Source organism: Streptomyces sp. NPDC048270 (assembly GCF_040652335.1).
GTDB lineage: Bacteria > Actinomycetota > Actinomycetes > Streptomycetales > Streptomycetaceae > Streptomyces.
This window is the reverse complement of the sequence record NZ_JBEZLV010000030.1, coordinates 32541-55306: the sequence shown is the minus strand read 5'-3', so window position 1 is coordinate 55306 and position 22766 is coordinate 32541. Positions and strand designations below refer to the sequence as shown.

Genomic DNA, 22766 nt, shown 5'->3' with positions numbered 1-22766 from the left:
GGTCGTACGGGACACGGGGAAGCGGGCCGGGGGGAGATCCCCCGGCCCGCTTCCCCGTGTCGTCCCCTTCGGTGGCGTCAGGCGGTGGCGAGCTTCTGGCTGAAGAACCACTCGTGTCCCTCGTGGTCCTCCACCTTGCAGATGCGCATGCCCTGCGGGGTGTCGGTGGGCGGGAAGACCAGCGTGGCGCCGGCCGCCTCCGCCCGCTTGTACTGGGCGTCGACGTCCTCGACGTCCACCGACACCATCGCGCTGCGGTAGCCCGTGGCGGCGGGCGACCGGTAGCCGTCACCGGGTCCGGCCAGGTACACCGGATCGCCGGCGGGCGTGAGCATCTCCGCGTGGAACACCGGGCCGTCCGGGTGGGCGAACCGCTGTTGCTCGGTGAACCCGAACGCCTCGGTCAGCCACTCCAGCGCGCGTGCGACGTCCTCGTACTTCGTGTAAGGGATAGCAGCCATGCCCGGAAGCGTAGGCAGTCCCGCCCGCGCCGCCTGGCCAAAGTTGCGCATCCGCAGGGTCCGTTCGCGGCGGGCGCCGCTCAGCCGCCCACCACGAGTTCGAAGGGGATCGACAGCCGGCCGCCGAACCGCTCGCCGGTCGCCCGGAACAGCCCGGTCAGCGGAGCCCGGACATCGACCGGGGCGCCGCCGCCCAGCGCCGCCAGGTAGGCCTCGTGCGCCTCCAGCGAGGCCACCGCCCGGTCCAGCGAGGCGGTGACGTCCACCGCGTGCGTGGGCTCGGGGGAGCCCACCATGGCCACGTAGCGCACCCCGCCCCACGGCTCCCCGGCCTCCGGGAAGATCCACCGGTTGCCCGCGTCGCCCACCGCGTCGAGCAGCGCCCGGCCCGCGTTGCGGTGGTCCGGCGTGTTCCAGCGGCGGGTGTGCGTGGCGTCCCGGTGGTTGTAGCCGACGACCAGCTCCGGCCGGTGCCGGCGGATCGCCGCCGCGATGTCCTGCCGCAGCGTCAGCCCGTACTCCAGGGTGCCGTCCGGATGGTCCAGGAACTCCACCGTGTCCACGCCCACGATCCCCGCACTGCGCCGCTGCTCCTCCTCCCGCACCCGGGCCGCCTTCTGCGGCTCCATCCCGTCGATCCCCGCCTCGCCGCGGGTCAGCAGCAGGTACCCCACCCGCTTGCCCGCCGAGGTCCACGCGGCCACCGCGCCCGCACCGCCGAACTCCATGTCGTCGGGATGGGCGACCACACACAGCACCCGGTCGAAATCGGCCGGCATCTCCTGAAGCTGATTCGTCATGCGGCGCAGGTTCGCACGCCGTCCGGCGCCGGTCTGCTCCGAAGTGAGCGTGCCTCCGGTTCGTCCGGTCCCATGCTCAATGCTGCGCAGAGCGTGGACGTTTGACATGGATACCTTCCTCGCGCGCCCGGCCCAGCGCAGAAAGCGAACTAGGAGGAACCATGACGGACTCAAGGCCCACGCTGTCGAGACGGACGCTGCTGCGGACGGCGGCCGGCATCACCGTGGGCGCCGCGGGGGCGGGGTTGCTGACCGCCTGCGGTTCGGACGCGAAGACCCCCGCGGCGGACGCCAAGGCCTCGGTCCAGCCCAAGCGCGGCGGCAAGCTGCGCGCCGCCTTCATCGGGGGCAGCAACGAGACCGCCAACGTGCTCAAGGCCGCGAACACCCCGATCGACTACGTACGGGCCCGCGCCATCTACGACGAGCTGTGCGTCCTCGACGCCGAAGGCCGTACGGAGATGCAGCTGGCCGAGAGCCTGACGCCCAACGCGGACGGCACGCAGTGGACGCTGAAGGTGCGCAGCGGCGTCAAGTTCAGCGACGGACGCAAGCTCACCATCGACGACGTGCTCTTCACGCTGAACACCTACGTGGACACCAAGGCCAACCAGGCCCCGCTGCTGGCCGACCTCGACCTCGCCAAGTCCCAGCGCAAGGACGAGCTCACGGCCGTCCTGGTGATGAAGCGCCCGCACGGCTTCCTCGACCTGGTGTTCACCCAGGGCATCTTCATCATCCCGGCCGGCACCACGGACTTCGCCAACGTGCCCGGCAGCGGTCCCTTCATCCTCCAGCAGCACCGGGTGGGACAGGGCGCCACGCTCAAGCGCAACCCCGACTACTGGGGCAGCGCCGGCCCGTACTTGGACGAGCTCGAACTCGTCTCCATCGCGGACGGCACGGCCCGGCTCAACGCCCTCAAGGCCGGCCAGGTGGAGTATGCGGCGAGCATCTCGCTCGTCGCCGGCAAGACCGAACGCGCCAACTCCGCCGTACAGTTGATCATCCCCCCGAAGTGGGAATGGCCCAACTTCGGCGCGATGCTCAAGCGCAGCCAGGACCCGTTCACCGACGCCCGGGTCGCGCAGGCGCTCAAGTACGCGGTCGACCGCGAGCAGATGGTCGAGCGGGTCACCCTCGGGTTCGGCGAGGTCGGCAACGACTTGTTCGGCAAGTACCTGCCCTACTACGCACAGGACCTGCCGCAGCGCCAGTACGACCCCGAGCGCGCCAAGAAGCTCCTGAAGGACGCCGGCGCCGAGAACCCGTCGCTGACCATCCGTACCAGCGACTACGAGTACGGGCTGGCCGAGGGCGCCGCCGTGCTCGCCGAGCAGGCCAAGAAGGCCGGCATCACCATCGGCCTCGACAAGGTGCCGGCCGGGGACTTCTTCGCCGACCCGAAGGTGTTCATCGGCGCCAAGTTCCAGTCCGCCAACCGCAAGCCCCGGCCGCTGCCGCTGGACGTGCTCTTCTTCTACGGCACCGACGCGCTGCTGCCCTTCACCGGCGTCGCGGGCCCGAAGATCGACGACCTGGTCACCAAGGTCCGGTCCGCGGTCTCCGACGAACAGCGCAGGACCTCGATGGCCGACATCCAGCAGCACCTCTACGAGGAGGGCGGCGACCTGGTCTGGGCGAAGGCGCCGGTACTGGCCGCCGCCACCCCCCAGGTCCACGGCGTCAAGTCGCTGGGCTACCCGACGTTCCCGAGCTTCCGAGACGCATTCCTGGCATGACCGACACCACGCTCGACGCCCCAGCGACTCCTGGCTCCGGCCAGGGGTCGCTGCGGTCTCTCCTGGCCAGACGGCTGCTCACCGGCGTACTGGTGCTGGCGGCCGTCTCCGCGATCGTCTTCGTCGCCACCGAGGCCGCACCCGGCGACGCGGCGGCCGCATCCCTGGGGCCCGACGCCGACCCGGCGTCCGTGGCCGCCCGCCGCTCCGAACTCGGCCTGGACCGGCCCGCGCTGGTCCGGTACGGCGACTGGCTGCTCACCGTCCTGCGCGGCGACCTGGGCACCTCCTACGTGTCCGGAAGCCCGGTCTCCGAGCTGATCGCCGACCGGGTCGGCAACTCGCTCGTCCTGGCCGGGGTGACCCTCGCCCTGCTGGTCCCGCTCGCCGTCGGCCTGGGCATCTGGGCCGGACTGCGGGCCGGCGGCCTGCCCGACCGGCTGATCTCGACGACCACCCTCACCCTGCTCTCCGTGCCGGAGTTCGTCACCGGCACCATCCTGGTGCTGGTCCTCGCCGTCGAGCTGGACCTGCTGCCCGCGGTCTCCCTGCTCGGCCCCGGCCAGAGCCTCCTGGGCAGCCCCGAGATCCTGGTGCTGCCCGTGGTCACCCTGCTGGTCGGCTGCCTGGCCCACAACGCCCGGCTGGTCCGGGCCGGCGTGGTCGAGGTCGCGGCCGGCGACGCCGTCACCACCGCCCGCCTCAACGGCGTGCCGGAGCACCGGGTGGTCCTGCGCTACGTCCTGCCCGCGGCCCTCCCACCGGTGATCCCGCTGCTGGCGCGCTACCTGTCGCTGCTGGTCGGCGGGGCCCTGGTCGCCGAGACCCTGTTCGGCTTCCCCGGGATCGCCTCCGTGCTGGTGCAGGCCTCGGCCGGCCGCGACGTACCGACCGTGCAGGCCGTCGCCCTGCTGGTGGGACTGGTCACCGTGCTGGCCAACCTGCTCGGAGACGTCCTCGGCACGGTGCTCGACCCCCTGAGGAGGATTCCGCAGTGACCCTCGTTTCCGCCCCGGTCACCGAGCCGCCGGCGCCGGCCGGCGGGCCGCCGCCCCAGAACGCCCCGGCCCGCCGCCGGCCGGTCGCGGCGATCCTCTTCGGCCTGCTCGTGGCGCTGACCCTGTGCGGCCCGTGGCTGGCCCCCAAGGACCCGAGGGTCGGCGCCGGCATGCCGTACGCCCCGAGCAGCGCCGACACCCCGCTGGGCACCGACCACCTGGGCGCGGACGTGCTCAGCCGGGTGCTCTCGGGGGGCCGGACCCTGGTCCTGCTCTCCGTCGCCGTGCTGCTCGTCGCCTACCTCATCGGCGTGACGGCCGGCATGGTCGCCGCGTACCGCGGCGGCTGGACGGCGACCCTGATCCTGCGCTGCGCCGACGTACTGATGGGCCTGCCGCCCCTGGTCCTGATCGCGGTGATCGCCACCGGCACCGGGCCGGGCCTGCTCGGCGTCGCCGTCGCGGTCGTCGCCGTGATGCTGCCGGACATCACCCGGATCGTGCGGGCCACCACCACCCAGATCCTGGCCCACGACTACGTGGAAGTGGCCCTGGCCCGGGGCGAGTCCACCGCCGCCATCCTGGCCCGCGAGGTGTTCCCCAACCTGGTCAGGACCCTCGCCGCCGACGCCAGCGTCCGCTTCGCCGGTACGGCCTACGCGGTGGCCACCGCGGGGTTCCTCGGCCTCGGAGCCCAACCGCCCACCCCCGACTGGGGGTTGATGATCATGGAGAACCAGGGCGGCCTGACCCTCCAGCCGATGGCCGTACTGGCGCCGGCCGCCCTCCTCCTCGCCCTGCTGCTCACGGTCGGCCGGCTCTCCGACAGCCTCGGCCTGGCCGCCCCGGCGGCGCGCCGCGCGCGCACCCCGGCCGCCAAGGACGGCAGACCGGCCCCCGGGGGCCCCGGGGCCGCACCCCGCGAAGAGCTCGAACGAGCGGCGCGGGAAGGGGCCGAGGCCGCGCCGGACACCGCCGCGGCCGTCCGGAACCTGCGCCTGAGGGCGAGCGCCACCGGCCGGGAGATCGTCCGGGGGGTGGACCTCACGGTCCCCGCCGCCACGGTGGTCGCCCTGATCGGCGATTCCGGGAGCGGCAAGACCAGCACCGCGCTGGCCCTGCTCGGCCACGCCAACCCGGGTCTGGAGCGCACCTCCGGCGCCACCCGCCTCTTCGGCACCTCCCTGGACGGACTCGGCCGCCGGGAGCTCGCCCGCCTGCGCGCCCGCTCCGTCGCCTACGTGGCCCAGGACCCGCGCACGTCGCTGCCGGGCAACCTGAAGGTCGCCGACCAGATCGGCGAACAGCTGCGCGCCCTCGGCGTACCGGCCGGCGAGCGGCTGGAGAAGGCCAGGTCGGCGCTGCGCCGCGTGGCCCTGCCCGACGATCCGCAGTTCCTGGCGCGCAAGCCGCACCAGTTGTCCGGCGGGCAGCTCCAGCGGCTGTCGATCGCCGTCGCGCTGGCCCGCGAGCCCCGGCTGCTGGTCCTCGACGAGCCGACCAGCGCCCTCGACCCGGAGAACACCGCGCGGCTCGTGATGGAGGTGGTCGGCCTGTGCCGCAAGGCGGGCACGGCCGTCCTGCTCATCTCCCACGACCTCGACGCGGTCGCACGGGCCGCGGACACCGTCGTGGTGATGGGCGGCGGCCGGATCCTGAACGCCGGCCGCCCGGACGCACTGCTGGCCGCGGCCCCGGACGGCGGGGCCGGCCCGCAGGCTCCGGCCTGGCCCGAGCCCGACGAGGAGCAGGCCGGGGGCACCGCGCGGCCGGGTCGGGCGCAGGAGGCGGAGTGCGAGGAGGCGGCGGACGGGGCGGCGGACGGGGCGGCGGACGGGGCGGCGGGGACAGACGGGCCGCAGGGGGTGGACGGGCCCGATGGGGCGGACGCAGCCGCGCCGCTGTCCGTCGTGGGGCTCTGCGCGGAGCGGCCCGGTGCGGGCCGGATCCTCGACGACGTGTCGCTCTCCGTTCCGGCAGGGGGCCGGCTGTGCATCGTGGGCGCCTCGGGCAGCGGCAAGAGCACCCTGCTCAGGGCGATCACCGGTCTGCTGGCACCGGCCGCCGGGGAGGTCCGGCTGGCCGGCGAGGTACTGGCGGGACAGGTGGGCCGGCGCAGTCCGCTCCAGCGCAGGCTGCTGCAGCTCGTTCCGCAGAACCCGTACGACTCGCTCAACCCCCGGCAGAGCGTGGCCAGGATCGTCGGACGTCCGCTGCGCCAGTTCGGTCTCGTGCCGGCGGACCGGGTGGAGGCGGAGACCCTGGCGCTGGTCGAGCGGGTCGGCCTGCGGGCCGAGCACCTGAGCCGGCGGCCGGCCGCACTGTCCGGCGGCGAGCGTCAACGGGTGGCACTGGCAAGGGCGTTGGCCGCCCGTCCGGACGTCCTGCTGTGCGACGAGATCACCAGCGCCCTCGACCGGACGACCGCGCTCGCGGTCCTCGGGCTGCTCGACGAGCTCTGCCGGGAGCTCGGGGTGGCGCTGGTGGTGGTGACCCACGACCGGCTGGTGGTGGAGCGGATCGGCGGGCGCGTCGCCCGGGTGGCCGACGGACGGCTGCGCTCCCTCCCGGCTGCCCGGGCGGTATGACGATGCGGGAGCGGCACCCGGCCCGGCCCGGCCGGTTCGGGGGGCCGCTCCCGGCCCTCGGGTCTCGCTGAGGAGGTTGACGGGGATCCGGGAGGCCGGCTGGAGCGCGCGGCCGGAAACCGGATCCTCGAGCGGGCGCTAGGCGGCCGCGCCGCTCAGGCCGAGACGGGCCTCGATGTAGCCGGCGAGATTGGCCTCGTCCCGGATGGTGATCCAGCCGCTGCTGGATTCCAGAAGTCCTGCCTCACGGAATCTCTTCAAGAAATATCCGACCCTTGACCGGGTGGTCCCCACCATTTCCGCGAGTTCTTCCTGAGTGAGCCGGGCGGCAATCTTCAGCCCCCGCTGATGACTCTGCCCGAAACGGTGTGAAAGCTGGAGCAGGCGGGCCGCCAGTCGCAATTCGCTTTCCAGAGTGACGAGATCGACGATGACTCGCTGCCGTTCCGAGAGTCGACTCGCGAGGTGCTCCGCGAATTCTTCGAGCAGGCTTGCGGCGGCCAGCATTTCGAAGAACTTGCCGTACGGGATTTTGGTGAGCTGGGTGTCCGCCATGGCCACAGCCGTCTCGACGCGACTGATCTGTGTCATGCACAGTTCGCCGAAGATCTCGCCCGCGATGTACAGGTCGAGTAAACATCGCTTTCCCGTGGACGTCACGATCACCGTCTTGACCTGCCCCGACTTCACCAGATACAGGCTCTGGTCGCTTTCGGTGCAGTTGTAGATGTGGCTACCCCGAGGGATCGCGACGGTCGGCAGCGTGTGCTCGATCGGCCGAAGCGACTCGACGACCCGGTCGGTGAACTTCATTGGGCTGATTGCAGTGGGCAGGCTCATGATGATCTGGAGGGATCGCGAGCATTGAAGGTGGGACTAAAATGCCGGAACCCCCCTCCCCCCTCCGGTTGCGGCAATGAGTTGTAATAATTGTCCAAAAACGATCGGACTGTCAAGAGTTTTTACAGGCTTGACAGAGTGTCGCTCGAGAGTTCTGGTACAGACTTTGACCATCAACCCGCACCAGTATGGACGGCCTCGGCCACCAACCGGACTTCAGCATTCCATGGAAAATCTCAGTAAAAGCTTCCCCGCACCGCGTGCGGGCGCGCAATGCGCCCGCACGCGCGGTGTCCCGGAGTCTTCGGCGTGCCGCGGGGGACGCTCGCGATAAACGGTCGCGCCGATCTTCCGGACTTCCGATCTTCAGTTCGCCGCCTGCTTCACGAGCGCGCCGATCCGTGCCTCGTCGCCGGCGGTCAGCTGCGTCAGCGCGTAGGTGGTCGCCCACATGGATCCCTCGTCGAGGTCCGCCTTGTCGCTGAAGCCGAGCGTGGCGTAGCGGGTGTTGAACTTCTGCGCGCTCTGGAAGAAGCAGACGACCTTGCCGTCCTTGGCGTACGAGGGCATCCCGTACCAGAGCTTCGGTGCGAGCCCCGGCGCCTCGGCCTTCACGATCGCGTGCAGCCGCTCCGCCATGGTCCGGTCCGACTCGGACATCTCGGCGATCTTCGCGAGCACGGCGGCCTCCTCCTCGGCCGCCTTGGCGGCGCGCGAACCGCGGCGCGCGGACGCCTTCAGCTCCTGGGCGCGCTCCTTCATCGCGCCGCGCTCCTCGTCCGTGAACCGCTCCGCGGCGCGGGTGGTCCTGGTGGTGCGCTGGGCGGCCTGCTGGGTGTCCTTCATGGCTGGTTCCTCCTGTGGTGCGACTGGATGGGGTGCGTTCTCCTACCGGGGGCCGGTCCGGCCGGTCACCCCCAGGCGCCGGCGATCTGACGGGTCGTGGCGTTGAGCCGGTTGAAGAGGTTCGTGACGCCGACCATCAGGACGATCGCGGCCAGCTGCTTCTCGTCGAAGTAGGTCGCGGCCGTGTCCCAGACCTCGTCGCTCACCGCGTCGGGACGGTCGGCCAGCCGCGTCGCCGCCTCGGCCAGGGCGAGGGCCGCCCGCTCCTCCTCGGTGAAGTACGGGGCCTCGCGCCAGGCGGCGACCGTGGCCAGCCGCTCGTCGCCCACCCCGGCCGCACGGGCCGTCTTGGCGCCGCCGTCGACGCAGGCGCTGCAGCCGTTGATCTGGCTGACGCGCAGGTGCACCAGCTCCAGCGTCTGCCCGTCCACCCCGCCGGAGTGCACGGCCTTGAAGAGCTGCTGGATGGGCCCCATCGCGTCGGACAGGACGACGGCGGGGTTCTGCATACGAGACTGCATCGGGGTCTTCTCTCTGCCGGAGGCGGCGCCCCGTCTCCCGGGGCGTGACCCCATGACAGCCGTTCCGGGCTCCCGGGACGACGCCGGTGGGACGCCCTGGGACAGCCGAACCAGCCTTGACCAGCGGCGACTTGGGCCGGAATACTCCAGCCGGGGCGGGACACGGGGCGGGCACGGGGCGGGGGAACGGTGGAGATGGAACAGCGGACGGCCAAGGACGACCCGCAAGGCGAGCTGTCCGCACGGCTGCGCCTGATCCAGGAGCTGTCCGGGCTCGGGGTGCGGGCCCTCGCGCGGGACACCGGCCTCAGCTCCTCCTCCCTGTCGCGGTACCTCAGCGGCCAGACCGTGCCGCCCTGGCCCGCGGTGGTGGCCCTCTGCCGCCTCGTCAAGCGCGACCCGCGCCCGCTGCGCCCCCTGTGGGAGCGGTCCTCGAACCCGCTGCCCGCGCCGCCGAAGGCCAGCCGCCAGGTGCACCCGAGGCCCCGCAACGACCTGCCGCGCGACGTGCCCGACTTCACCGGCCGCGAGGCCGGGCTCGCCGCGGTGCTCGCCGCGGTGGACACCCACCGGGCGGTCGCCGTCGACGGCATGGCCGGCGTCGGCAAGACCTGCCTGGCCGTGCACGCCGCGCACCGGCTCGCCGACGCCTACCCCGACGCCCAGCTCTACGTGGACCTGCACGGCTTCACCGAGGGCCGCGACCCCCTCGACCCCGACTCCGCACTGCGGATGCTCCTCGGCGCGCTCGACGTGCCGTCCGAGCGGGTTCCTCAGGAGGGCGTCGAGCAACTGGCCGCCTGCTGGCGGGCGGAACTGGCCGGGCGGCGGGCCGTCGTGGTCCTCGACAACGCCGCCGACGCCGACCAGGTCCGCCCGCTGCTCCCCGGTGCGGGCCCCTCCGTCGTGCTGGTCACGAGCCGCAACCGGCTGCTGGGCCTGGACGAGGTGCCCCCGGTGTCACTGGACGTGCTGAGCCCGCGGGAGAGCGCGGAGCTGCTCGCCCGGGCCAGCGGCGACCCGGGCGGCCCCGAGGGCCGGCTGGCCCGCGAACCGGACTCCGCCGCCGAGGTGCTGAGGCTGTGCGGCCACCTGCCCCTGGCCCTGCGGCTGGCCGCGGCCCGGCTGCGACACCGGCCGGGCTGGACGGTGGGCATCCTCGTCGAGCGGCTGGCGCAGGGCGCGAGCGAGTTCGACACCGCGTTCGCCATGTCCGTCCGCCAGCTCGACCGGGCCCACGCCCGCCTGTTCCGCCTGCTGGGCCTGCTTCCCGGCGGCTCCTTCGACGAGTACCTCGCGGCCTCGCTGGCGGACGTACCGCTGCACAGCGCCCAGGCGATGCTGGAGGACCTGGTCGACGCCCACCTCGTCCAGCAGCCGACGGCCGGCCGCTACCGGCTGCACGACCTGGTGCACCAGCACGCCCGCCGGGCCTGCGCGGAGCAGGACCCGCCCGTCGAGCGGGAGCGGGCGCTGGGCCGCTTCCTCGACTACTACGTGCACGCGGCCGCCGCGGCGGACGCCGCGATGCCCGTCCTGTCGCCGGGCCGGTCGCCCTCCGCGGGCCGGCCCCCGGCCGCACTGCCGCGGTTCGCGGACAAGCACGCGGCCTTCGCCTGGCTCAGCGCGGAGTACGAATCGATGATCGCCGCCTTCGAGACGGCCGCCGCCGTCGGCGCCGACCTGCACGTGTGCGAGCTGCCGCGCTTCCTGCGCGGCTACTTCGCGCGGCGCTGCGGCACCACGCACCTGAACCACCTCTTCGAGCGGTCCCTGGCCGCGGCGGAGCGCCTGGGTGATCCGAGGCAACTGGCCGAGACCTACAGCGACCTGGGCTTCGCCCGCTACAACGCGGGCCGGATGGCGCAGGCCGCGGCCGCGTACGAGGCCGCCGGACTGCGGGTGTCCGAGACGGGGGACGTGCGCTCCGAGGCCGAACTGGCCATGCGCCGCGGCTATCTGCGCTGGGACGAGGGCGATGCCGAAGAGCCGCTGGAACTCTTCGGGCTGGCGGGCAGGTTGTACGAACAGGCGGACTGCCCGGCCGGAGCGGCCCACGCGGCCGCCGCGGAGGCCTGGGCGCTGCTGCAGCTGGGACAGCGGGACGGGGCGGCGCGGCGGGCCCGCGAGGTGCTGGCGATCCCCCACCCCGACCCCGCCTGGCCGCCGTCGCTGACCGCCCGGATCACCCTCGGCGTGGCCCTCGCCGGCGAGGCGCCCGAGGAGGCGGCGGAGCACCTGCACCGCGCGCTGGCGCTGGCCCGCGAGGACGGGCACATGAACAACGAGGCGTGGAGTCTCAACTGCCTGGGCGTCGCACTGCGGCAGATGGGCCGGTACGAGGAGGCGCTGGCCAGCCACCGCGAGGCGTTCGTGCTGCTGGACGAGCTGTTCGAGGAGCACTGGAAGATCCGGTTCCTCAACGGTTACGCCGAGACCTGCCGCCTCGCTGGCCTGCCTGAGGAGGCCCTGCGGCTGCACCGCCAGGCGCTGGAGCTGGCCCCGGGGCTCGGCTACCGCCACGAGGAGGCCCAGGCCCACGAGGGGATCGCGGTCCTGCTCGACGGGTCGGACCCGGCCGCGGCCGCCGAGCACCGCGCGGCCGGCCGGGCCGTCCGGCGGGAACTCGCCCCGGCGGCCCGCTGATCCGGCGGAGCGCCGGCGCTGCGCACCCTCACGCGCCGTGACGGTCCGGTCCTGGCCGGCGGCACCGCGGTCGCCGGAGGCGCGCAGGCCGCGGTGCCCCGCCCGCCCACTCCTCCCGGAGGCGGTCAGTCCACGAGCACGCCGGGGTTGAGGATGCCCCGGGGATCGAGCGCCCCCTTCGCGGCCCGCAGCGCGAGGGCGAAGGGTTCCGGGCGCTGGCGGTCATAGCCCGGACGGTGGTCCCGGCCGACGGCGTGGTGGTGGGTGATCGTGGCCCGGTGCCGGTGCAGGACCTCGCCCGCGACGGCCTTCAAGTCGTCCCAGAGCGCGACCTCGTCCCCGGCGCGCCCCGCGGCCAGCACGGTGAAATAGGGTGCTGCCCCGTCCGGATAGACGTGCGTCAGGCGGCAGTTGACGGTCGCGGGGTGCCCGGTCGCCTGGAGCGCCGCCGCGCCGACCTCGGTGCGCACCGCTTCGATCAACCCGGGGATCCGGTCCCAGGTGGCCGCCGTCTCGAAGGTCTCCGCGACGGCGCCCATCCTGGCCAGGCCGTCCCGCAGGTACGGCATCCGCAGGAAGGCCGACCGCCAGGCTCTCACGGCCGCGTCGCCCTCCCGCGCCTCGCCCGGCGCCGCGTCCGGGCGGCCGGTCCCCTCGTAACGGCCGCCGTACGAGCGGGCCAGGCCGACGGCCCGCTCCAGCCGGCCGGTCACCGGCCCGTCCGCGGACTCGAACCCCAGCACCAGCACGGCGCAACCGTCCCGTGCCGCGCCCGACAGCGCGGCCTCACCGGCGTCCAGCAGGCGGCAGTTGGCGGGGGCGAGGTCGGACTGCGCGAGGGCGCGCACCGCCCGGAGCGCGGCCTGGAAGTCGGCGAAGGCGACCGCGGCGGAGGCCTTGTGGCGGGGCCGCTCCTGCAGGCGGACCCAGGCCTCGGTGATGACGCCGAGGGCCCCTTCGGAGCCCAGGAAGAGGCGGTCGGGGGAGGGGCCGGCTCCGGAGGCGGGCAGCCGCCAGGACGCGCTCGTACCCGCCGGGGTGACCACGCGCATGGCCTGCACGAACTCGTCGATGTGCGTGCGGCCGGTGGCGTAGTGGCCGCCGGCCCGGGTGGCGAGCCAGCCGCCGAGGGTGGAGAACTCGAAGCTCTGCGGGAAGTGGCGCAGGGTGAGGCCGTGGGGCCGCAGCTGGTCCTCCAGGCTCGGCCCCAGGGTGCCGGCCTGGATGCGCGCGGCCCGGCCCTCGGTGTCGACCTCCAGGACCCGGCCCATGGCGGTCAGGTCCAGGGACATCACCGCCCGGTGGGCGCCGCCGCGGTACTCCACGCCGCCGGTGACCGAGGAGCCGCCGCCGTACGGGACGACGGCCACCTGCCGGTCGCCGGCCCAGTCCAGCAGGTCGGCCACGCCCTGCTCGTCGGCAGGCCGGGCGACGAGGTCGGGGATGCGGCCGGGGCGCCCGCGCAGCGCCCGTACGACGTCCCGGTACGCCTTTCCCATCGCGTGGGCGGCGCGGTCGGCGGGGTCCGAGCCGACCAGGCCGGCGAGGCTCGCCGGGGGTTCCACGGCCGGGCGCCCGATGCCCAGGTCGCGGACGCGCGGGACGGGGAGCGGGCGGCTGAGGGAGCCGGGGACCAGAGCCCCCATCGCGACGCATTCCGCGTCGTCGGGATGCGCGTCCGTCCAGCCCCAGCCCCACCAGGAGCGGGTGCGGGACGCGGGCTGCGGGGTGGCGGCGGCCATGAGGGCGCTCCAAGGGTCGAGGTAATTTACCTAGCGGTAAATTACCTACTGATAATATCGGCGCATGGCAACCCCACCAGCCCCGCGGACCCCACCTTCGAAGGCCGGAACCAAGGGGGTCCCGCGGCACCACCGCCGCCGGCAGATGCTGGAGGCCGCCACGCAGGAGTTCGGCGCCCACGGTTTCGCGGCGGCCTCGCTCCCCGCGATCGCCGCCCGCGTCGGCGTCACCAAGACGCTGCTGCACCAGTACTTCGGGACCAAGGAAGACCTGTACGTCTCCTGCCTGGTCCCCGTCGGCGACCGGCTCCTGGAGGCCATCCGCACGGCGATGGGCCCCGACGGGACCACGCCGCACACGCCGCTGCGCGTACTCGACGGCATCTTCACCGCGCTGGAGGGGCGGCGGGAGGCGTGGTTCGTGCTGTACGACACCTCCCTGCCGCCCGGGGGCGAGGCCGCGCGCCGGGCCTCCGCCTACTGGGCGGCCATCGACGCGCTCGCCGCCGACGGCACCGCCGAACTGCTGCGCGCGGCCGGCTCCACCGACCCGCTGGACGCCGACGCGCTCACGTACGTCTGGCGGGACCTGGTCGCCACCCTCGTCCGCTGGTGGGTCAAGCACCCCGAACAGACCCCGGCGGCCATGACCCGGCGCTGCGCCCGCCTCTTCGCGGCCGCGGCGACGCTCACCGGCGACGGCGGCGCCGGCTGACCCGGCGCCCGACCTGTGCTCCGCGGGGAACCGGGCCATGATGGCCGGAGGACGGCGAAGCCCGCACGCGCCCGCCGTATCCGCGCAAAGCGGCACGCCCGACACCGGGAGGCGACTCGTACGCATGGACGAATCACGCACGGCCTGGGCCATGATCGGCGGCGTCGTCGCCGTCATCCTCCTGAACCTCTTGGCCATCGTCCTGATGAACACGCTCGGACGATGACCGCGTGACGGCCTCGCCGGCACACCCGCCGGTGTGACGCCCTCCGGCGCGCACCCCGCCCGGACTCCCGCCCCGCGCGCCGCCGGGCCCACGTAACCGGCGAGGCCGCCTTCCGCCCGGGGCCCAGCACCCGGCGCCCCACGTCGCACGCCCCGTGCCCCGCACCCCGCACCCCGCACCCCGCACCCCACGTCGCACGCCCCGTGCCCCGCACCCCGCACCCCGTGCCCCACGTCGCCCGCCCCGCGCCCGCACCCCGCGCCCCACGTCGCACGCCCCGCACCCCACGCCCCGCACCCCACGTCGCACGCCGCACGTCGCACGCCCCGTGCCCCGCGCCCTCTGAGGGTGCGGTCGCCCGGCCCGCGCCGTTCGACGTCACTCCGCCCCGCCTGCCGCGCCCCCCCTCGCGGGACCGCCTCGCTGACCTCTTCTCAATTCCCTTGCCCCGAGCCGCTGTTCGCGCGGGGCGCCGTGCGGGGAAGATGGGCTGCCCGGACTCTTGCCGTGTCGCACCGGTTCGCGAATGATGCTCCGGGCGCGTCGGACGAGGGTGGTCGCGATGCGCCCGCCCCCGAACCCGACCGGCCAGGAGGCCTGTTGTGCGGACGAACCGTCACATCCGGAGAGCGTCAGTGGTCGTCGGCGCCGCACTCGCGCTCGTCGTCGGCTTACCCCACGCGGCCTTCGCCGCCCCGCCCCCGGCCCTGCCCGCGCAGGCCGAGGCGATCGAGCAGACCTTCCAGCCCGCCTACGACTACGACACCGACGGCTGCTACCCGACACCCGCCATAGGCCCGACCGGAGTTCTGAACGGCGGACTCAAACCCACCGGCGCCCTCAACGGCAACTGCCGGGACGCCTCGGACCTCGCCAACACCAACGGCTACTCCCGCTGGGCCTGCAACAACGGCTGGTGCGCCGTGGTGTACGCGCTGTACTTCGAGAAGGACCAGGCCATCCCCGGCATCGAGCTGGGCGGCCACCGCCACGACTGGGAGCACGTGGTGGTCTGGATCCAGGGCAACGAGGCCAAGTACGTCGCGACCTCGGCCCACGGCGACTTCGACATCCACGCACGCGACCAGATCCGCTGGGACGGCACCCACCCCAAGATCGTCTACCACAAGGACGGCGTCGGCACCCACTGCTTCCGTGCGGCGAACGTCAACGACGAACCGCCCGAGAACCACCGCCGTGCCTGGCAGTTCCCCGCGCTGGTCGGCTGGTCGGGCTACCCCGCGACCCTGCGGGACAAGCTCAGCCAGGCCGATTTCGGCAGCGCGCACTTCGGCCTGAAGGACGGTTCCTTCGCCTCCCACCTGGCGGAGGCCAAACCGGCGGGCATCCCCTTCGACCCATACCGGACGTGACGGCGGCTCCCTATCCGGACCCGCGCGACCCGCCGGAGGCGCCGGCCTGCAGGTAGGACTGCGTCTGCCCCCGCTGCGCTGCGGGCAGCAGCTCGACGGGGGAGCGCAGGCGCAGTTCCGCGGGCAGGTCCAGGCGGCCCTCCCGCGACGCGACGACGATCCGCCGGACGGCGAGCTCCGCCTCGACCGCGCAGTCGCCCGCCCGTACGGCGACCAGGCGGGCGTCGCGGACCGCGGCGACCAGGCCGGTGATCCGGAAGACGACGGTGAGCCCCACGTCGACCGTGGCGGCCGGAACCCCGTCCACCAGGACGTCCACCGCGGGCTGGTGGGTGGAGGTGATGCTGTGGGTGGCCAGGGCGACCACCTCCTCGCTGCCCGGGTACTGGCGGGTTCGGCGGGCGGCCTCCCTGAGCGCGGTGTGCCCGGCCCAGCCGCCCGCGACCAGCGCGACGAGGTCGAGGTCGAGGAACCCGCTGATGACGGCGCCCAGTTGCGCCTCGACGGCCCGGTCCGCCGCGTCGGTCAGGCCGCGCGGGCCGGGGAGGAGGCCCGTCCCGGCGTGCTGGTCGTGCAGCGCCGCGGCGAGGCCGGAGGCGGCCCGCTCCTCGTCTGTGCCCAGCAGGAAGGAGCGGACGGTCAGGGGCGCGGCGACAGGGGCGGTGGTCATCGGTCTTCCTCCTGCACGGTCTGCTCTCCGGGATCCGCGCGCGGCTCCAGCCGTACGCGGTGCCCGGGCGGCCCGGTGACGCGGGTGGTCCCGGGGGAGGGGCGCGGCCGGGTGCTGACGTGCTCGTGCACCCAGCGCGGCCCCCGGTGACGGTGGGCCAGGAACGCGGCGCCCGCGGCGGCCAGCAGGCCCGCGCCGAGGAGCCCGGAGCCGACCACCCAGCCGACGGGGGCCGTTCCGCCCCCGGAGTGCGGGTTCGGCGTCGGCGGGCCGGGGGTCGGGGGGCCGGGGGTCGGCGGGTTCGGGCTGGGCACGAGGCCGGTGTCGGTGGGTGACGGCTCCTGTGACGGCTCGGGGGACGGTCCCGAGCCCGTCACGGTGAACACGGTCTCGGCAGACCGGCCCGGATCCCCGGTGCACTGCACCAGCAGGGCGTGGACGCCGGCCGCCTCCTCGGCCGGGACCTCGATCGCGGTCGCGAAGGCGCCCTCCTCCGCGACCGCGGAGAGGGCCACCACCGCACCGTCCCAGAGCAGTTCCACCTCCGGGCAGTCGAATCCCGAACCGGAGACGACGGGTTGCGCCGTACCGGCTTCCCCCTCGGTCGGGGCGACGCTCACCGCCGGCTCCGCCGCGGAGTCCGCCACCGTGAAGGCCGCCGTGGCCACGATCCTGTCGTCCCGGTCGCAGACGGCGGTCACGGTGTGCTCCCCGGCGGCGGTGTCGGCCGGGACCACCACATCCGCGCTGAACCCGTCCGCCCCCGTGGGGACGTCGGCGGCCCCGAGCGGACTCTCGTCCCAGCTCAGCGAGACCGTGCCGGCGAGCTTTCCGGAACAGCCCCCGAACCCGGAGCCCTCGACCCGGACCGGCGTCCCGGCCGGGCCCTGCGCGGGGCTGAGCGTCAGGGCGGCCGGGACGGAGGCCGGCACGGTGAAGGTGGCGGTCGCGGTGGACACCACGGCCCCGTACCGGCAGTCGGCGGTCACGGGATGGGCTCCGGGGCCGGCATCGTCCGGAACGGAGAAGGAGAGCTCGAACGCGCCGTCGTCGCCGAGGCCGCTGCTCCCCACCGGACTGCCGTCCCAGAGCAGGTCGACGCTGGTGGTCTCGCCCACCGCGGTCTCGGCTTCCGGGCCCGTCTCGCAGGACCCGCTGACGGAGACCGGGGTTCCCGACGGGCCCGTGTCCGGGGTGAGGACGACCGAGGCAGGTGCCCGGGCCTGGGCGGGCGGTGCGGCGACGGGTGATCCCCACGCGACCGCCGCGCTCAGCAGCACCGCGGCCAGCGATCGGCCGGACCATCGGACAACGGCAGACATGACCCTCCGTGAGCTGTCTTCCATTCTCCTCCGCCCGCCCGGCCCCCGCCCCTCGTCGGCGCGGACCCGGTCGGCGGGGCCGTCCCGCAGGAGAGGACCGGCAGGGTTGATGGGCCTGCTCGGCACCATGTCCGCCGTCGGCGCCGGCGCGCTGAGCCGCGCGCCGCTACCAACGAGTACGCATTTGCCAGGTAAATCAGCAGAATCAGCCTTACCTGCTGGCTTATCTGGCTGATACATTCCGCACGCGCACAGGACGGAACCCACCTCCGAAAGAGAGAGAACGCGATGAGGAAGATGCTTCTGCGGCGGTCCGTCGGCGGGCAGGCGCTGGTCCTGGGCGCCCTGCTGATCCTGGCGCTGCCGGGGTCGGCGTACGCCAACACGGTCGCCGTGACCGTGAAGACCCCGGGCGCCACCACCGGGCCCGGCTCCCCCTTCTCCGAGATATCGACCAGCGCGGCGTGCGGCAGCGGTCTCATCTCGGGCGGCGGGATCAACCAGGCCATCGGCACCGGCACTTCGTCCAACGGCAACAAGGTGAACGGCAGCTCGCCCAGCCCCGACGGCAGCACCGAGTACACCGGCTCCACCGGTGTGGTCGGCACCGACGTGACGTACTGGCTCGGCATCGGCGGCAGCGGCGGCGCGGTCAACGCCTCCTTCGCCAGCACCCCGTACGCGATGTGCTTCACCAGCAGCCTGATCAACCACACCCAGGTGGTCATGAACAAGGTCGCCGGACCCACGAGCAGCGGGACGGTGGGCCTGGTCACGGCGACCTGTCCGGCCGACACCCGCCTGCTCGGCGGCGGCGCCCGCATCACGCCGGCGAGCGTGGGGAGCCTCAAGCCGATCGCGAGCTTCCCCACCTTCGACGACTCCGCCCACGGTTTCGGCCGGAAGGCCGCGGCCGACGGCGAGACCAACCCCGACTCCTGGACCGCGGTCGGCTGGAACGGAGGCGGCGGCAACAGCAACAACACCACGTATGCCTACGCGATCTGCAGCGGCAGCACCATCGACGTCAGCGGCGCCACCGTCAAGGTCCGCTTCGGCGAGGTCAGCGGGCCCACCCTCGCGACCTCCGGCCAGACCGCGACGGTCGGCTGCGGCGGCGAGGACGGAAGGCTGGTCAGCGGCGGCGCCGCGATCAGCGGCGGCAGCGTGACCACCGCCGACTTCACCGGGCCGGGCTCGGTCGGCGACCACCTGAACGGAAGCTACCCCAGCAACTCCGGCGGCACCCCGGTCGGGGACGGGACCACCACGGCCTCGTACTGGACGGCTTTCACCCACACCGGAGCCGGAAGCTCGCCCGACACCTACACGGACGTCTGGGCGCTGTGCGCCGACGACGGCGTCTGAGCGCCGAAGCCGCACCCCCTCCCCGTACCCCGATGGGACCCTCGTTGAGCATGTTCAGATCCAAGTCCGTGGTGCTGGCCGGTGTCACCGGCCTCCTGGGAGCCGTGCTGACGGCCCTGCCCGCCACCGCCGACCAGCCGGCCGCCGCCCCACCCTGCGGCGCCGGAGGCGTCTTCACCACCTCCCCTCCCACCTGCACCTACAGCGCTGCGGGCACGGACACCTTCACCGTCCCGGACGGGGTCGGAGCCGTCACCGTCGACCTGTACGGGGCCGAAGGCGGCAGCGCGGCCGGCTTCGTCACCCCCAACCCCCCGAACGAGGGGGCTCCCGGCGGCCTCGGCGGCCACAGCCGCGCCACCCTGGCCGTCAGCGCGGGCCGGCACCTCGGCATCACGGTCGGAGCCGCCGGAGTGCCCGGCAGTTCCCGGCGCGGTGAGTACGCCCGCCCCGGCGGCTTCGGCCACGGATCCGGCGGCGGCGGCGCCCACGGCGGCGGCGGTTCCGGCGGCGGCGCCTCCGCTGTCCGGGCCGGCGCCGCCGCCCCCAGCGACCGGATCCTGGTCGCCGGGGGCGGCGGAGGCGCCGGCAACGGCGGACCCCTGCTGCGCGGGGGCGCCGGCGGCGGACTCGTCGCGGAGCCCGGAGGCCAGGGCGGCGGCCCCGAGGGTTCCGGGGTCGGCGGCGGCGGGGCGACCCAGAGCGCGCACGGGGCCGGCAGCCTCCACTCGGCGCTCGGCGGCCCCGGGATCGCGGGAGGCGATACCGACCCCCAGACCGGGCTGCCCAACCCGGGCAGCGGCGGCCCCGGCGGCAACGGCGCCCGGGGCGGCAACGGCGGGGGCGGCGGCGGAGGAGGCCACTTCGGCGGCGGAGGAGGCTCCGGCGGCGGGAACCCCGGCAACCTCTACGGCGCGGGCGGCGGAGGCGGAAGCAGTTTCGCCGCAGCGGCCGCCACGGACGTCTCGCTCCTCGCCGGGGTCCACCGGGGGAACGGGAAGGCGATCGTCACCTTCCGGTACGGGACCGCGGTCACCGTCGCCGCGGACACGGCCGCACCGCTGTTCGGCCACCCGGTGACCCTCACGGCCGCCGTCGCCTCCGCGAACCCCGCGGCGGGCACCCCGGGAGGTACGGTCACCTTCTCCGACGGGGCGCGCGACCTGGCGACCGTACCGCTGGACGGCGCGGGCCGGGCCCGCTTCCGCACCGGCACGCTCCAGCCCGGCGGCCATCCGATCACCGCGCGGTACTCCGGAGACCCCGGCCACACGCCCGGCGCGACGGCCGAACCGGCCGCCGTCACCGTTGGATTCAGCGAACCCTGCCTCACCACGGCGCACCACGGAGCCCTCACCGTGCCCGCCGGCCGGGCCCTGTGCATCGCCGCCGGCGGCAGCCAGACGGGACCGGTCACGGTCCGGCCCGGCGGATCCCTGGCCGTCTCGGACGCCGCGGTCACCGGGCCGGTGTCCGCGGACGGGGCCCTGGCCCTCACCGTCTGCCGGTCCCGGCTCACCGGCCCGGTCGGCCTCAGGGCCGGCGCCGGCTACGTGCTGATCGGCTCGGACCAGGACGCGGCGGCCTGCCCCGGCAACACGATCACCGGCCCGCTCACCCTCGAAGGCAACACCGGAGGCCTGCAGGCATCGGCCAACACGGTCACCGGACCGGTGCGGATCGACGGCAACAGCGCCGCGGGACCGCTGTCCGAAGAGCCGGTCCCCGCCTTCCGCGCCAACCGGGTCACCGGACCGCTGCGCTGCGAGGGCAACAGCCCCGACCTGCGGCAGACGGGCACGGTCGTCCAGGGCCCCCGCTCCGGACAGTGCCGCCTCTGACGGGACGGACCCGCCGCAAGCGCGGCAGTGGCCCCCGCCTCCCCGCGCGGGCGGGGCGGGGGCCGTACGGGCAGCGCCCCGACTCGTCACCGTTCAGCGGACGGCGACCACCACGTGGCTGTGGCCGAACTGCCATACCGTGCCCGTCTGGGGGAACCCGGCCTCGCGCAGCAGGGCGACATGACCGGAGAGGGTCAGGTCGTTGCCCTCGCAGTGCGGGTGCCGGTCGGGCCCGCAGTCGGCCAGCCGCGGTGCCAGCTCGGGGTCGGCGGCCGCCTCCGCCCACCAGGACTCCCAGTCCTCGGTGGTGTCCAGGTACCGCTCGGAGTGGCGCTCGCCCACATGGAGGGCGAGTTCGGCGATGCGCGGCGCGTCGGGGCGGATGTGGTCGCCGTTGACGAGGACGCCGCCGGGGCGCAGCCGTTCGGCGAGTTCCCGATAGACCTGCCGCAGCGTGCTCTCCCCGAGGTAGTGCAGGGCCGTCGCCGAGACCACCGCGTCCACCGGGCGGTCCAGGGCGAGCGCGTCCAGCCAGCCGGGGCTCCCGATCACGGCCTCGACGTGGCGCAGGTCCGGTCCGTAGTGGGACCTGCCGAGTTCGAGGAGCAGGGGGTCGGCGTCCACGGCCAGCACCTCGGCGTCCGGGAGCCGGCCGGCCAGCCGCGCGGCCAGGGCGCCGGGGCCGCTGCCCAGGTCGAGGACCAGGGGCGCGGCCCGGCCGGCCGTCACCTGTTCGACCACGTCGGTGATGACCGTGAACCTCTCCTCGCGGTCGACGGCGTACCGCTGCTGCTGGCTCTCCCAGCGCTCCACCCAGCGGGCTGCCGTACGCGCCGTCATCGTGCTCATCTCCATAATGGAAATCATTGCAGAGTAGCCAGGGCGGCGAGCAACCCCTCCACCTCCTCACGCGTGTTGTGCACGTGCAGGCTCACCCGAACCGATGACTCCCGGTCGCCGCCGCCCGCTTGGCAGTGGCCGTCGGAGCGCACCATGAAGCCGTGGCTGAAGAGGATGAACCCGAGGTCCTGGGCGCCGATCCCGCGGTGCCGGAAGGTCACGATGCTGCGCCGCCGCTGCACCTCGGACGTGGTCGCCAGGCTCGAGCGGCAGCCGAGCACCTCGTACGCGGGCAGCCGCCCGAGCCCGTCGGTCAGCAGGGAGGTCAGCGCCACGGTCCAGCGCTCGATGCGGTCGGTCCCCGCGGCGTCCAGCCAGTCCAGGGCCGCCGCCAGGGAGGCGACGCCCACCGTGTTGGGCGTGCCGCTCCATCCGCCGGGCCGGAAGGCGGGCCCGCGGCGGTCGCGCGCCCAGACCGCGCCGGTACCGGGCAGGGCGAGCGCCTTGTGCCCGGAGAAGACCACGAAGTCCACGTCGAGCGCGGCCACCGAGACCGGCAGGTGGCCGATGCTCTGGGCGGCGTCCAGGCAGAGGGGCACGTCGGGCCCGACCGCCTGCCGGATGCGGTGCACGTTCATGTCCGCCCCGTACACGTGGTGCACGTGCGTGGCGGCCACGAAGCGGGTGCGCGGGCCGGTCATCGCGGCGAGGGCCACCGGGTCGTAGTCCCCGGAGCCCGGCTGGCAGGGCATCTCCCGCACCCGGATCCGCACCCCCTGGCGGGCCAGCAGCTCCCGTGCCTCCAGCCACGGCGCCAGGTTCGCCTCGTGGTCGGCGAACGGGACGACGATCTCGTCGCCGTCCGCCAGCAGCCCGGGCAGCCACTCCCGGGCGAGGGTGCGCAGTCCGTCCGTGGCCCCGGTGGTGAAGTGCACCGAGGACAGGTCCGGCCGCGGATCGCCGAGGAACTCCTTGACCCGCTCGCGGGCGCGCTCCACCAGCGCGGTGGTCGTGTTGGCCCAGGGATACGATCCCCGGCCGGCGTTGGCGTTCGAGGTCGTGAGGTAGCCGTGTACGGCGTCCAGGACGGCCTGCGGCTTCTGCGCGGTGGCCGCGCTGTCCAGATAGGCCAGGCGGGGATGGCCGGTGATGATCGGGAACTGGGCGCGCAGCCCCCGCTGCCACGAGGCCAGCTCCGCGATCTCCCCGGCGGGGTCGGCCGCCACG

At 74.2% G+C, this 22766-nt stretch carries 18 protein-coding genes; 8 read left to right on the top strand and 10 right to left on the bottom strand.

Annotated elements, in window-relative coordinates:
* Positions 1-77: 77 nt before the first annotated feature.
* On the bottom strand, positions 78-461 hold the full coding sequence (locus AB0D66_RS24615; protein ID WP_362307391.1) for a VOC family protein: 384 nt from the start codon (positions 459-461) through the stop codon (positions 78-80).
* Positions 462-541: 80 nt separating this feature from the next.
* On the bottom strand, positions 542-1261 hold the full coding sequence (locus AB0D66_RS24610; RefSeq protein WP_362307388.1) for a PIG-L deacetylase family protein: 720 nt from the start codon (positions 1259-1261) through the stop codon (positions 542-544).
* 161 nt (positions 1262-1422) lie between these two features.
* Between AB0D66_RS24610 and AB0D66_RS24605 the strand changes: the two genes are divergently transcribed.
* The 3 genes from AB0D66_RS24605 to AB0D66_RS24595 are packed head-to-tail and all read left to right on the top strand — an operon-like array spanning position 1423 to position 6589.
* The gene (locus AB0D66_RS24605) at positions 1423-3003 is read left to right on the top strand and encodes an ABC transporter substrate-binding protein (RefSeq protein WP_362307385.1); all 1581 of its coding nucleotides are present in this window, start codon (positions 1423-1425) and stop codon (positions 3001-3003) included.
* Complete coding sequence (locus AB0D66_RS24600) at positions 3000-4001, top strand: ABC transporter permease (RefSeq protein ID WP_362307382.1); 1002 nt, start codon at positions 3000-3002, stop codon at positions 3999-4001. The genes AB0D66_RS24605 and AB0D66_RS24600 overlap by 4 nt, the downstream gene beginning before the upstream one ends.
* A complete protein-coding gene (locus AB0D66_RS24595; RefSeq protein ID WP_362307379.1) occupies positions 3998-6589 on the top strand; it encodes an ATP-binding cassette domain-containing protein in 2592 nt (863 codons plus the stop codon). Before AB0D66_RS24600 ends, AB0D66_RS24595 begins: the two co-directional genes overlap by 4 nt.
* Before the next feature lie 138 nt (positions 6590-6727).
* Here the strand turns inward: AB0D66_RS24595 and AB0D66_RS24590 are convergent, their stop codons facing one another.
* From AB0D66_RS24590 to AB0D66_RS24580, 3 genes are all read right to left on the bottom strand, one after another.
* Positions 6728-7402: a Crp/Fnr family transcriptional regulator gene (locus AB0D66_RS24590; RefSeq protein WP_362307376.1), complete on the bottom strand. Its 675-nt coding sequence runs from the start codon at positions 7400-7402 to the stop codon at positions 6728-6730.
* Between the two features lie 393 nt (positions 7403-7795).
* Positions 7796-8275 carry a DUF1801 domain-containing protein gene (locus tag AB0D66_RS24585; RefSeq protein WP_362307373.1) on the bottom strand — a complete coding sequence of 160 codons (480 nt, stop codon included), beginning with the start codon at positions 8273-8275 and terminating at the stop codon, positions 7796-7798.
* 65 nt (positions 8276-8340) lie between these two features.
* Positions 8341-8796 (bottom strand): carboxymuconolactone decarboxylase family protein, encoded by a 456-nt coding sequence (locus AB0D66_RS24580; RefSeq protein WP_362307370.1) that lies wholly within the window; start codon positions 8794-8796, stop codon positions 8341-8343.
* 195 nt (positions 8797-8991) lie between these two features.
* Here AB0D66_RS24580 and AB0D66_RS24575 point away from each other — a divergent pair, with 195 nt between their 5' ends.
* On the top strand, positions 8992-11442 hold the full coding sequence (locus tag AB0D66_RS24575) for a tetratricopeptide repeat protein (RefSeq protein ID WP_362307367.1): 2451 nt from the start codon (positions 8992-8994) through the stop codon (positions 11440-11442).
* Positions 11443-11567: 125 nt separating this feature from the next.
* Here the strand turns inward: AB0D66_RS24575 and AB0D66_RS24570 are convergent, their stop codons facing one another.
* Positions 11568-13184 carry an FAD-binding oxidoreductase gene (locus AB0D66_RS24570; RefSeq protein ID WP_362307364.1) on the bottom strand — a complete coding sequence of 539 codons (1617 nt, stop codon included), beginning with the start codon at positions 13182-13184 and terminating at the stop codon, positions 11568-11570.
* Positions 13185-13248: 64 nt separating this feature from the next.
* On the opposite strand from AB0D66_RS24570, the gene AB0D66_RS24565 reads away from it, so the two are divergent.
* Both AB0D66_RS24565 and AB0D66_RS24560 read left to right on the top strand, forming a co-directional pair.
* Positions 13249-13899, top strand: coding sequence for a TetR/AcrR family transcriptional regulator (locus tag AB0D66_RS24565; protein ID WP_362307361.1), 651 nt, complete (start codon positions 13249-13251; stop codon positions 13897-13899).
* An 828-nt stretch (positions 13900-14727) separates the two neighbouring features.
* A complete protein-coding gene (locus tag AB0D66_RS24560) occupies positions 14728-15498 on the top strand; it encodes an NPP1 family protein (protein WP_362307358.1) in 771 nt (256 codons plus the stop codon).
* A gap of 10 nt (positions 15499-15508) precedes the next feature.
* Here AB0D66_RS24560 and AB0D66_RS24555 read toward each other — a convergent pair whose 3' ends face one another.
* Together AB0D66_RS24555 and AB0D66_RS24550 are read right to left on the bottom strand one after the other, a co-directional pair.
* Entirely contained in the window at positions 15509-16168 is a 660-nt protein-coding gene (locus tag AB0D66_RS24555; RefSeq protein WP_362307355.1) for a hypothetical protein, read from the bottom strand.
* Entirely contained in the window at positions 16165-17490 is a 1326-nt protein-coding gene (locus AB0D66_RS24550) for a hypothetical protein (protein ID WP_362307352.1), read from the bottom strand. Before AB0D66_RS24550 ends, AB0D66_RS24555 begins: the two co-directional genes overlap by 4 nt.
* Before the next feature lie 288 nt (positions 17491-17778).
* Here AB0D66_RS24550 and AB0D66_RS24545 point away from each other — a divergent pair, with 288 nt between their 5' ends.
* Together AB0D66_RS24545 and AB0D66_RS24540 are read left to right on the top strand one after the other, a co-directional pair.
* The gene (locus AB0D66_RS24545) at positions 17779-18858 is read left to right on the top strand and encodes a hypothetical protein (RefSeq protein WP_362307349.1); all 1080 of its coding nucleotides are present in this window, start codon (positions 17779-17781) and stop codon (positions 18856-18858) included.
* 50 nt (positions 18859-18908) lie between these two features.
* Positions 18909-20699 (top strand): Ig-like domain-containing protein, encoded by a 1791-nt coding sequence (locus AB0D66_RS24540; protein WP_362307346.1) that lies wholly within the window; start codon positions 18909-18911, stop codon positions 20697-20699.
* A 93-nt stretch (positions 20700-20792) separates the two neighbouring features.
* On the opposite strand, the gene AB0D66_RS24535 is transcribed toward AB0D66_RS24540, so the two are convergent.
* Both AB0D66_RS24535 and AB0D66_RS24530 read right to left on the bottom strand, forming a co-directional pair.
* A complete protein-coding gene (locus tag AB0D66_RS24535; RefSeq protein WP_362307343.1) occupies positions 20793-21554 on the bottom strand; it encodes a class I SAM-dependent methyltransferase in 762 nt (253 codons plus the stop codon).
* Between the two features lie 8 nt (positions 21555-21562).
* Positions 21563-22765: an aminotransferase class V-fold PLP-dependent enzyme gene (locus AB0D66_RS24530; protein ID WP_362307341.1), complete on the bottom strand. Its 1203-nt coding sequence runs from the start codon at positions 22763-22765 to the stop codon at positions 21563-21565.
* Position 22766: the final 1 nt, after the last annotated feature.

Bases quoted from the DNA above. Each gene is read 5' to 3' on its own strand.
- AB0D66_RS24605 (WP_362307385.1), top strand. From the start codon at position 1,423: ATGACGGACTCAAGGCCCACGCTGTCGAGACGGACGCTGCTGCGGACG.
- AB0D66_RS24555 (WP_362307355.1), bottom strand. From the start codon at position 16,168: ATGACCACCGCCCCTGTCGCCGCGCCCCTGACCGTCCGCTCCTTCCTG.
- AB0D66_RS24545 (WP_362307349.1), top strand. From the start codon at position 17,779: ATGAGGAAGATGCTTCTGCGGCGGTCCGTCGGCGGGCAGGCGCTGGTC.
- AB0D66_RS24550 (WP_362307352.1), bottom strand. From the start codon at position 17,490: ATGTCTGCCGTTGTCCGATGGTCCGGCCGATCGCTGGCCGCGGTGCTG.
- AB0D66_RS24565 (WP_362307361.1), top strand. From the start codon at position 13,249: ATGGCAACCCCACCAGCCCCGCGGACCCCACCTTCGAAGGCCGGAACC.
- AB0D66_RS24585 (WP_362307373.1), bottom strand. From the start codon at position 8,275: ATGAAGGACACCCAGCAGGCCGCCCAGCGCACCACCAGGACCACCCGC.
- AB0D66_RS24615 (WP_362307391.1), bottom strand. From the start codon at position 461: ATGGCTGCTATCCCTTACACGAAGTACGAGGACGTCGCACGCGCGCTG.
- AB0D66_RS24600 (WP_362307382.1), top strand. From the start codon at position 3,000: ATGACCGACACCACGCTCGACGCCCCAGCGACTCCTGGCTCCGGCCAG.
- AB0D66_RS24580 (WP_362307370.1), bottom strand. From the start codon at position 8,796: ATGCAGTCTCGTATGCAGAACCCCGCCGTCGTCCTGTCCGACGCGATG.
- AB0D66_RS24590 (WP_362307376.1), bottom strand. From the start codon at position 7,402: ATGAAGTTCACCGACCGGGTCGTCGAGTCGCTTCGGCCGATCGAGCAC.
- AB0D66_RS24540 (WP_362307346.1), top strand. From the start codon at position 18,909: ATGTTCAGATCCAAGTCCGTGGTGCTGGCCGGTGTCACCGGCCTCCTG.
- AB0D66_RS24575 (WP_362307367.1), top strand. From the start codon at position 8,992: ATGGAACAGCGGACGGCCAAGGACGACCCGCAAGGCGAGCTGTCCGCA.
- AB0D66_RS24570 (WP_362307364.1), bottom strand. From the start codon at position 13,184: ATGGCCGCCGCCACCCCGCAGCCCGCGTCCCGCACCCGCTCCTGGTGG.
- AB0D66_RS24535 (WP_362307343.1), bottom strand. From the start codon at position 21,554: ATGGAGATGAGCACGATGACGGCGCGTACGGCAGCCCGCTGGGTGGAG.
- AB0D66_RS24610 (WP_362307388.1), bottom strand. From the start codon at position 1,261: ATGACGAATCAGCTTCAGGAGATGCCGGCCGATTTCGACCGGGTGCTG.